We start from the raw sequence: 9,040 nt of genomic DNA on the forward strand, positions 1-9,040 counted from the left end.
GCCGGGACAGCCGGGACAGCCGGGACAGCCGGGACAGCCGGGACAGCCGGGACAGCCGGGACAGCCGGGACAGCCGGGACAGCCGGGACAGCCGAGACAGCCGAGACAGCCGAGACAGCCGGGGCCAATCCGAGTTAATCAGGACCACTCAGCGCCAACCCAGCTCCCCATTTCCGCTCCACCGCCATCACGCGTAGAATCCAGCCGTTGCCAGGAGCGGAAGCCGGTGAGAATCCGGCGCGGTCGCGCCACTGTGAGCGGCACCCCGTGTGCCCGAGCCAGACCTGCCTTGGCGATTCACCCCCTGATTCCGTTGACTGCCTTCGTTGGCCAGTCGGGGCGCGTCATCCCTGGAGAACCGTTCATGTCCGAAGTCACCCTGAAGCCGGTCGCCGCACCGGCGCCCATCCCCGTCCGCGAGCTGATGCCGTGGATCGTGTTCGGCGGACTGCTGATGCTGCTCGCGCTCTATTTCGTCGGCGCGGAAGAAGGCGCGACCTCGATCGTGCCGGGCATGTACGTGCACGAGTTCGTGCACGACGCCCGCCATCTGCTCGGCTTCCCCTGCCACTGACGGGGGCTTTCATGGTCGGAAAACTGTTGGTACGCGGGATGCTCGCCGGCATCGCCGCGGGGCTGCTCACGTTCGGTTTCGCCCGCATCGCCGGCGAGCCGCAAGTCGATCAGGCGATCTCGTTCGAGGAAAAGATCGACGCCGCCAAGGGCGAGGCGCCCGAACCCGAACTCGTCAGCCGTCCTGTGCAAGCGGGGCTCGGCCTCGGCACCGGCGTGGTGGTGTACGGCGCGGCGCTCGGCGGGCTGTTCGCGCTGACGTTCGCGTTTTCGTACGGGCGGATCGGCAGCACGCGCCCGCGCACGCTGTCGGCCTGCCTCGCGCTGGCCGCGTTCGTCTCGCTCGTGATCGTGCCGAACCTCAAGTACCCGGCGAATCCGCCGTCGGTGGGCGACCCCGACACGATCGGCTATCGCACCGGGCTGTTCTTCCTGATGATCGCGATCTCGATCGCCGCCGCCGTGTTCTCGCTGAACCTGCGGCGCGCGTTCGCGGCGCGCATGGGGCAGTGGAACGCGTCGATCGTCGCGGGGCTGATCTATCTCGCGATCGTGGCGGCCGTGCAATATGCGCTGCCCACCATCAACGAGGTGCCGGCCGCGTTCCCGGCCGTGGTGCTGTGGAAGTTCCGCGTGGCCGCGATCGGCATGCAGGCGATCCTGTGGACCACGCTCGGCCTGCTGTTCGGGGCGCTGGTGGAGCGCAGCGGCCTCGTGAGCGCGCCGCGCCAAGGCCGCGCGCCGGCCTCGACGTGACCCCGACGTGACCCCGACGTAACCCGCCGGCATACGCGGCTTCGGCCGCCGCCCGCCACCCGGCGGGCGCGCTACCGGCACGGCCACTTCGCTGGCCGTTCGCCTTTATACTGGCCCGTCCCTCATTGCCTCGCCGTGCCGGCTTGCCCGCGCGGCCCCTCCGCCGTGAAAATTCGCGCTGCCTTCGTTGCCGAACTGGTCGTCAATTTCGTGCTGCCTTGGGTCGTCTACCGGCTTGCGCTGCCGGTCTGGGGCGACTCGGGTGCGCTGTACGCGTCGGCCGTGCCGCCGCTCGCGTGGGGCATCGTCGAATTCGCGCGCACGCGCCGCGTGGATGCGCTGTCGGCCATCGCGTTGCTCGGCATCGCCTTGTCGATCGCGCTGATGGCGATGGGCGGCAGCCCGCGCCTGCTGCTGGTGCGCGAATCGTTCGTGTCCGGCACGATCGGCGTGGTGTTCCTGGTGTCGCTTGCGTTCCGGCGGCCGATCACCTACTACCTGACGCGCGCCACCATGGCGCGCCAGGGCGAGCACGGCGTGCCGCGCTTCGAGGCGCTGTGGGACGAGAGCGCCTCGGTGCGCACCGCGTTGCGGCTGATCACGCTGGCGTGGGGGCTGGGCCTGACCATCGAATGCGCGCTGCGCAGCTGGTGCGCGTGGGTCTGGCCGATCGAGCGCACACTGGTCGTCACGCCGATCCTCAGCTACATCACGTTCGGCGGCCTGATGGCGTGGACGTTCTGGTATCGCAAGCGCATGCGCGGCCGGGTGCGGATGGGCGAGGCGACGCTGTAAGGGGGCCTTCGGTATCGATGGCCTGTTTCAAGCATCAACGGGCAGAGGCTGCATCCCACACGGCCATGACCTGCCCGATCGCCATTTCCATGACGGTGTGACGAACCCCGTCGCGTGCCAGCGTGGAAAGCCCCAGCAGGAACGCATCGAACACCGTGGCCAGCGCCCGCGCATCGGTATCGGCACGCAGTTCGCCGCTGTCGATGCCGCGCTGGACACAGGTCGTGATGCCGGTTCGCGTTCGCGTGCGCGAACGTGTCAACGGCTCGGTCACGGCCGCATGTTCCTCGGACGGCGCGCTCATGACCCCCAGCCCGACCATGCAGCCTTTCGGGTGCCCGCGTTCACACTGCATCTTCGCCGAGTTGCGCAACGCCGTTTCGATGGCATCGCGCGGCGCCAGGTGCGTATCCCACAGACATTCCGTGACCTGCGCGTGGGTGGACAGGTAGCGTTGCACGCACTCCTGGAACAACGCTTCCTTGGAACCGAAGGCCGCATAGAAGCTCGGCGCTGAAATGCCGTTGGCCATACCCGCCTTCAACTGGGTCAGCGACGTCGATTCATAGCCGTTCTGCCAGAAGATGGCCATCGCTTGCTCGACCGCCTTGTCCCGGTCGAAGGTTCGTGGGCGTCCCATTGTCGCCATGCCGAACTCCAGAAAGTAGGGATGACTAAAATACTAAACGATACATAAGTCATTGACAAGTTTGCTGCCGGGCAAGTAATGTATCGATCAATACATATCTAGATGCGTTGCCTGTCACAGGGGCAAGGTGGATTTCCGCCTCGGATGCCGGCATCGGCTCGCATCCAGGGGGAATCTTTCGCCTAAATATGTACCGATCGTTATATATCGAAGCCGACAGATCAGGTTCGAGGCCCCGAAACCCTCCTTCACCGACAACGAACTCCATGACAACACTGTCTTCAACCGTGGCCAAGGACAACCGCTTGCCACTGGCAGCGCTCCTGGCGCTGGCCATGACCGGCTTCATCTGCATCATCACCGAGACCCTCCCGGCCGGGCTGTTGCCGCAGATGGCGGCGGACCTCGGCATTTCGACCTCGCTGGCGGGGCAGATGGTTACGGCCTATGCGCTGGGCTCGTTGTTGGCCGCCATTCCGCTGACCATCGCCACCCAGGGTTGGCGGCGACGCAACGTGCTGCTGCTGACCATCGCGGGTTTCCTCGTCTTCAATTCGATCACGGCGGTGTCGTCGAATTACGGGTTGACGCTGGCGGCCAGGTTCTTCGCCGGCGTGTCGGCGGGGCTGGCCTGGAGCCTGTTGGCCGGGTATGCCCGCCGCATGGTGCCGGTTCATCAGCAGGGCAAGGCATTGGCGGTGGCGATGGTCGGCACGCCGATCGCGCTGTCGCTCGGCGTGCCCTTGGGTACCTGGCTGGGCACCGTGATCGGTTGGCGCAGTGCCTTTGCCGTCATGTCGGCGCTGACCCTGGTGTTGATCGGGTGGGTGCTCGCCAAGGTGCCGGATTATCCGGGTCAAGCCAGCCACGAGCGTTTGCCGTTACGACGGGTGTTCACAACGCCGGGCGTGCGCCCGGTGCTCGGCGTGGTGATCGCCTGGATGCTGGCGCACAACATTCTCTACACCTACATCGCGCCGTTCGTGGCGCAGGCGGGCCTGGCCGCGAATGTGGACGTGGTGCTGCTGACCTTCGGCGCGGCCGCGCTGCTTGCCATCGGGATCGCGGGGCGTCTGGTCGATCACCATCTGCGCGTCGCGGTGTTGGCCAGCCTGGCGATCTTCGCCGCGGTGTCGCTGCTGTTCGTCTGGCTGGCGCGCGTGCCGGTGGCGATCTATGTGGGCGTGGCGGTGTGGGGGCTGACGTTCGGCGGTGCGGCGACGCTGTTGCAAACCGCGTTGGCCGATACCGCCGGCGACGGCGCAGACGTGGCGCTGTCGATGAACGTCGTGGCCTGGAACGGCGCCATCGCGGGTGGCGGACTGGTGGGCGGCGTGCTGCTGGATACGTGGGGTGCGTCGTCGTTTCCGCCCGCGTTGGTGGTGCTGCTGGCGATCGGATTCGTCATCGCGGCAGCGGCGCGAACGCATGGCTTCAAGGCCGGATCGCGTCATGTGCGCGGCGTCGGACACTGAGGCATCCAGGCCATGACCGATCACCTTGCGAAAGCGGGCGCGGCCCCGTAATACCCGTCGAAAAAATTCCCCTTGTCGGCCGATGGCCGATCCCGAAGCTCATCCCCCTCGTTTAGTTGGAGAACCCTGCCGTGTTAAAGAAACTGCTTTCAACGCTTGCCGTCTCGGCTGCTGCATTGCTCGCCGCGCCGACGTTCGCCGCCGACGAATTTCCCGTTCCGTCGGGTTTTTCCAGCGATTACCAGACGGTCGATGGCGTTCGCCTGCATTACGTCAAAGGCGGCAGCGGGCCGCTGGTGTATCTGGTGCATGGCTTCGGCCAGTCATGGTACGAGTGGCATCAATTGATGCCGGTGCTGGCGAAGAACCACACCGTCGTGGCGGTCGATCTGCCGGGCCTCGGACAATCGGCGGTTCCCGCGTCGTATCGCGCGATCGACGTGGCGCCGTTGCTGTATCGACTGGCGGAGACATTCAGCGGCGGCCAGCAGTTCGATCTGGTGGCGCACGACATCGGCATCTGGAACACCTACCCCATGCTGGTCAAGCATCAGGACACGATTCGGCGCGCCGTCTACATGGAAGCGCCCATTCCGGACGACAGCATCTATGGCTTCCCCGCCTTTACGTCCAAGGGCGAATCGCTGGTCTGGCATTTCAGCTTCTTCGATGCGGACAACCAGCTTGCGGAAACGCTGATCACCGGCAAGGAGCGGGTCTTTTTCGAGCACTTCATCAAGGTGCATGCCGCCAATACGGCGGTTTTCACGCCGCAGCTTCTCGATCTCTATGGCAAGTCATACGCGAAGCCGCAGAGCCTGCATGCCGCGTTCGAGTATTACCGTGTGTTGATCCAGGGGGTGCTCGACAACAAGCAGCTTTCGCGGGAAAAGATCAGGACTCCGATGTTGGCGATCGGCGGTGGCGGCAACGGCGGCCTGGGCGAATACGAGCAGCAGGTCGTCAGCCGCTACGCCGATCACGTCACCGGCAAGGTGCTTCCCGGCTGCGGCCATTGGTTGCCGGAAGAATGCGCCGATTCGTTGAACGAGGCCGTCACGACGTTCCTGGCCGCACCTTGATCGGGTGAGGTGGTTGTTTTCCATTCGGGCCGACAGACGCATCGCGTAGCCGCCGCATCACGAATACGAAACTGAAAATCGACATTCGCTCGGCAGCCGAGCGCTGCCTGAGCCTCAACCCCACGGCAAGCTTTCTTTCACATGACGATTGCCATTGGTACTACCCCGCGTTGACCGATCTTGCGTTGCAACACTAAAGTGTTCAAATTGGGAACTGAAGTTCGGTATGCGAATTTTCAGCGCAGCCCAGCCGATCAACGTGACAGAGGCGGCGCAGTCCGCCCCACCGCCGCAGGAGACCCGAGATGAGTCGTAGCCCCGTCGTGAACGTGCAGACGTTCATCAACGAACAGCCGTTCGGCGCCTTCCAGTGGCTGATCTTCCTGATGTGCTTCGTGATCGTGCTGCTCGACGGCTTCGACACGGCCGCGATCGGCTTCATCGCGCCGTCGCTGCTGTCCGAATGGCACCTGACCAAGCCCGATCTCGCGCCGGTATTGAGCGCCGCGCTGTTCGGCCTGGCCTGTGGCGCGCTCGCCTCGGGGCCGCTGTCCGACCGCCTCGGCCGCCGCGTGCTGTTGACCGGCTCGGTGCTGCTGTTCGGCGTGGCCTGCCTCGGCTCGGCGTTTTCGTCCAGCATCGGCGAGCTGACCACGCTGCGCTTCATTACCGGCGTGGGCCTGGGCGCGGCGATGCCGAACGCGGTCACGATGATGGGCGAGTTCTGCCCCGACCGCCGCCGCGCCACCGTGATCAACCTGATGTTCTGCGGCTTCCCGCTCGGTGCGGCGCTCGGCGGCTTCCTGGCGGCCTGGATCATTCCGCAGTTCGGCTGGCGCAGCGTGCTGATGCTCGGCGGCATCGCGCCGCTGGTGCTCAGCGTGGCGCTGATGACCAAGATGCCGGAATCGGTGCGCTTCATGGTGGCCACGCGCAAGCCGGTCGAGCGGATTCGCGCGACGCTGGCGCGCGTGTCGGCGGCGGCGCTGGAAGCCGGCGGCTTCGTGCTGACCGAAACCGCCCCGCAAACGCCGGGCAAGGGCGCGGCCGTGGTGCTGTCGCGCCAGTACATCGTCGGCTCGGTGATGCTCTGGATCGCCTATTTCATGGGCCTCGTGATCTTCTACGCGTCGATCAACTGGATGCCGATCCTGCTCAAGGATGCCGGCCTCGCGCCGAAAACCGCCACGCTGATCTCCGCGCTGTTCCCGCTGGGCGGCGTGGGCGCGGTGTTGAGCGGCGTGCTGATGGATCGCTTCAACGCCAATCGCGTGGTGGCGGTGTGCTATGCGCTGACGGCCGTCAGCGTCTATTTCATCGGGCAGGCGGCGGGCAACGTGGGCGCGCTGGTGGTGATCGTGTTCCTGGCCGGCGTGCTGATGAACACGGCGCAATCGTCGCTGCCGGCGCTGGCCGCCGCGTTCTATCCCACCGCGGGGCGCGGCACGGGCGTGGCCTGGATGCTCGGCATCGGCCGCTTCGGCGGCATCGCCGGCTCGTTCCTGGTCGCCAACCTGACGGCGCGCCACGTCAGCTTCGCCAACGTGTTCGCCACCGTCGCCGTGGCCGGCCTGGTGTCGTGCGTCGCGCTGCTGGTCAAGCAGAGCGTGCGCCCGCAGCAAGCCGTGCCGGGCGGCGAGAAGATCGAATCGCTCGGGCATTGAGCGTTCGGGCGGCATCCGCCGCCGCGTTGCCCGACTGCCGCTTTACCGCTGTTTCACCGCTGAAGCCCGCCTCGCGCCCGCGATGCGATCAGTTGTAGCCGAGGATCGCGCTGGTGGCGACTTCGGGGTGATCGCCCGCATGGCCGGCCAGCGCCGAGGTGGGGTGTTGCAGCACGGCGCGATATGGCGTGACGGCTTGAGCCGGCGTGCGTTCGATGGTGGACGGGGCGGCGATGGCGGCGGCTTGGGTGGTGGCGTTCATGATGGTTCAGTCGAAATGGAAAGCAAGTCGATCGGAATCCTGAGGATCAGGCGCTGGGCGTGGCTTGCCGCACGGTGTGCAGCCGCCTGCCGCCGGCGGGGCGCTGCCCGCCCGGCGCGGCATGCGGGTCGTGGCCGCCGTGGGCTTCGTCGGCGTCGCGAATGCGTGCTCGCGTGCGCCGCGTGATCATCACCACCGCGAGCACCACCGGGCCGATCAGCAGGCCTTCGGCGAGTTCGGGGTCGATCGGCAGGTTCATCACGTGCAGCGCCTTGAAGGCCGTGGCCGCCAGCGACAGCACGTAATACGAAATGGCCGCCACCGAGAGCCCTTCCACCGCATGTTGCAGATGCAACTGGTTGCGCGAGGTGCGTTCCATGCCTTCGAGCAGGCGTGTGACGTCGCGTTCCTGCGCGAGATTCACGCGTGTGCGCAGCAGGTCCACGGCGCGCGCGATGCGGGCGGCGATCTGCTCGTGGCGCGACCACACGCTGCGGCAGGTTTCCATGGCCGGCGCGAAGCGGCGTTCCATGAATTCGGAGATGGTCGGCACGCCTTCGATGCGCTCCTCGCGCAGTTCGTGAATGCGCGCCAGCACCAGCTTTTCGTAGGCGCGCGATGCGCTGAAGCGCCCGCTGACTTCGGCCAGATGCTCGACGCGCGCGGCGAGGTGGGTCAGCTTCATCAGCAGATCGGCGTCGTCGCCGGCCGCGAGCCGGCCGTCCATGCTGCCGACCAGCGCCTGCAGCGACGCGTGGATGCCGTCGAGTTCGCGGCCCAGCGCGCGAGCGGCCGGGAACGCGAGCAGCGCCATCATGCGGTAGGTCTCGATCTCGTAGAGCCGTTGCAGCAGCCGGCCGCCTTGCTCCTCGCGGAAATCGTCGTCGATCACCAGGAAGCGCATGAAGCCGTCGTCGCGCACCGTCCAGTCGCAGAACACGCTGCCGCTGCCGAGCACGTTGCTGCCGGTCAGCACCGGGCCGTCGATCCAGTCGCGCATCGAGGCGCGCGCGGCCTGCGCCGCGTCGCCCGACAGCAGTTCGAGCCGCGCGGCGACGAAGCGCACGCCGTTCAGTTGGGCGAACCAGCTATCGGGAATGCGGCGCGTGGCGAGGTCGTCGAAATACTGGGTGTCGTCGCGCGGGGCGAGAAACGTGAAGGTGGAGAACTCGGTGTGCCGTTCCCATTTCAGTTGCCAGCCGAGCGCGCTGTCGGCGGCGTGATGGGTCGCGCCGTCGGGCGGCGCGGGCAGGCCGGCCGCCGTGCAGAGCGTGTGGAGCAGGGTTTCGTGCAGGGCCGGATCTGCGTCGCTGTAGACGGCGAAGTGCGTCAGCGTGACGGCCCTCGTCACGCGCAGGAATGGCCGGGCATGCAGTTCGGCGGCGAGCGCCGCGCGGAGCGGATGATCCATGGTCGTGGCGAATGAGTCGAAGGTTCGGAAACCGAAAGTTCGGCAAGGTGCGCACGGCGGCGTGGCTGCGCCGGTTAGTCAGGATCACGAACCGGCTGGCGGGGCCGCCTGCGTGTTCCGACTATGCCGGAGCGAATATCTTCGACAAAGCGAATATTGCTGATTCGAGCTATGAGGTTTGCTGATGGAAGATGTGTGGGCCATGCGATTGCATGAAGTGTCGCAGTGGCGCAGTCATTTGCGAATCGGCGGGAGAAGCTTGGCGGGCGGGCCACGGCGCGGGAGCGCACCGTGGTGTCGGGAGAGGGGCGGGAGGGAAAGCGCCGCATGCGGCGCAGGCAATGGAGACGCGCCGCGCGCTCAGGCCTGCGAC

9 protein-coding genes are annotated in these 9,040 nt (G+C 66.5%); 6 read left to right on the forward strand and 3 right to left on the reverse strand.

The features are described 5' to 3' along the window. Window positions 1-364 precede the first annotated feature (364 nt). The 3 genes from ACYP33_RS02995 to ACYP33_RS03005 all read left to right on the forward strand — a co-directional run bounded on the left by ACYP33_RS02995 (window position 365) and on the right by ACYP33_RS03005 (window position 2,124). Complete coding sequence (locus tag ACYP33_RS02995) at window positions 365-574, forward strand: CbtB domain-containing protein (protein ID WP_414440315.1); 210 nt, start codon at window positions 365-367, stop codon at window positions 572-574. An 11-nt stretch (window positions 575-585) separates the two neighbouring features. Further along, on the forward strand, window positions 586-1,329 hold the full coding sequence (locus tag ACYP33_RS03000; protein WP_459619621.1) for a CbtA family protein: 744 nt from the start codon (window positions 586-588) through the stop codon (window positions 1,327-1,329). Between the two features lie 165 nt (window positions 1,330-1,494). Continuing rightward, window positions 1,495-2,124: a VC0807 family protein gene (locus ACYP33_RS03005; protein ID WP_414448958.1), complete on the forward strand. Its 630-nt coding sequence runs from the start codon at window positions 1,495-1,497 to the stop codon at window positions 2,122-2,124. Between the two features lie 34 nt (window positions 2,125-2,158). Here the strand turns inward: ACYP33_RS03005 and ACYP33_RS03010 are convergent, their stop codons facing one another. Further along, on the reverse strand, window positions 2,159-2,773 hold the full coding sequence (locus ACYP33_RS03010) for a TetR/AcrR family transcriptional regulator (protein ID WP_414448959.1): 615 nt from the start codon (window positions 2,771-2,773) through the stop codon (window positions 2,159-2,161). A 266-nt stretch (window positions 2,774-3,039) separates the two neighbouring features. Between ACYP33_RS03010 and ACYP33_RS03015 the strand changes: the two genes are divergently transcribed. From ACYP33_RS03015 to ACYP33_RS03025, 3 genes are all read left to right on the forward strand, one after another. Continuing rightward, complete coding sequence (locus ACYP33_RS03015; protein WP_459619629.1) at window positions 3,040-4,248, forward strand: MFS transporter; 1,209 nt, start codon at window positions 3,040-3,042, stop codon at window positions 4,246-4,248. 116 nt (window positions 4,249-4,364) lie between these two features. After that, on the forward strand, window positions 4,365-5,330 hold the full coding sequence (locus ACYP33_RS03020) for an alpha/beta fold hydrolase (protein WP_459619624.1): 966 nt from the start codon (window positions 4,365-4,367) through the stop codon (window positions 5,328-5,330). Window positions 5,331-5,635: 305 nt separating this feature from the next. Next, window positions 5,636-6,994, forward strand: coding sequence for an MFS transporter (locus tag ACYP33_RS03025; RefSeq protein WP_414448961.1), 1,359 nt, complete (start codon window positions 5,636-5,638; stop codon window positions 6,992-6,994). Window positions 6,995-7,082: 88 nt separating this feature from the next. Here the strand turns inward: ACYP33_RS03025 and ACYP33_RS03030 are convergent, their stop codons facing one another. Together ACYP33_RS03030 and ACYP33_RS03035 are read right to left on the reverse strand one after the other, a co-directional pair. Further along, on the reverse strand, window positions 7,083-7,256 hold the full coding sequence (locus ACYP33_RS03030) for a hypothetical protein (protein ID WP_459619626.1): 174 nt from the start codon (window positions 7,254-7,256) through the stop codon (window positions 7,083-7,085). A gap of 46 nt (window positions 7,257-7,302) precedes the next feature. Next, complete coding sequence (locus ACYP33_RS03035) at window positions 7,303-8,667, reverse strand: DUF3422 family protein (protein WP_459619627.1); 1,365 nt, start codon at window positions 8,665-8,667, stop codon at window positions 7,303-7,305. Between the last annotated feature and the right edge of the window lie 373 nt (window positions 8,668-9,040).

The sequence above is a fragment of the Burkholderia sp. 3C genome, from assembly GCF_054589155.1.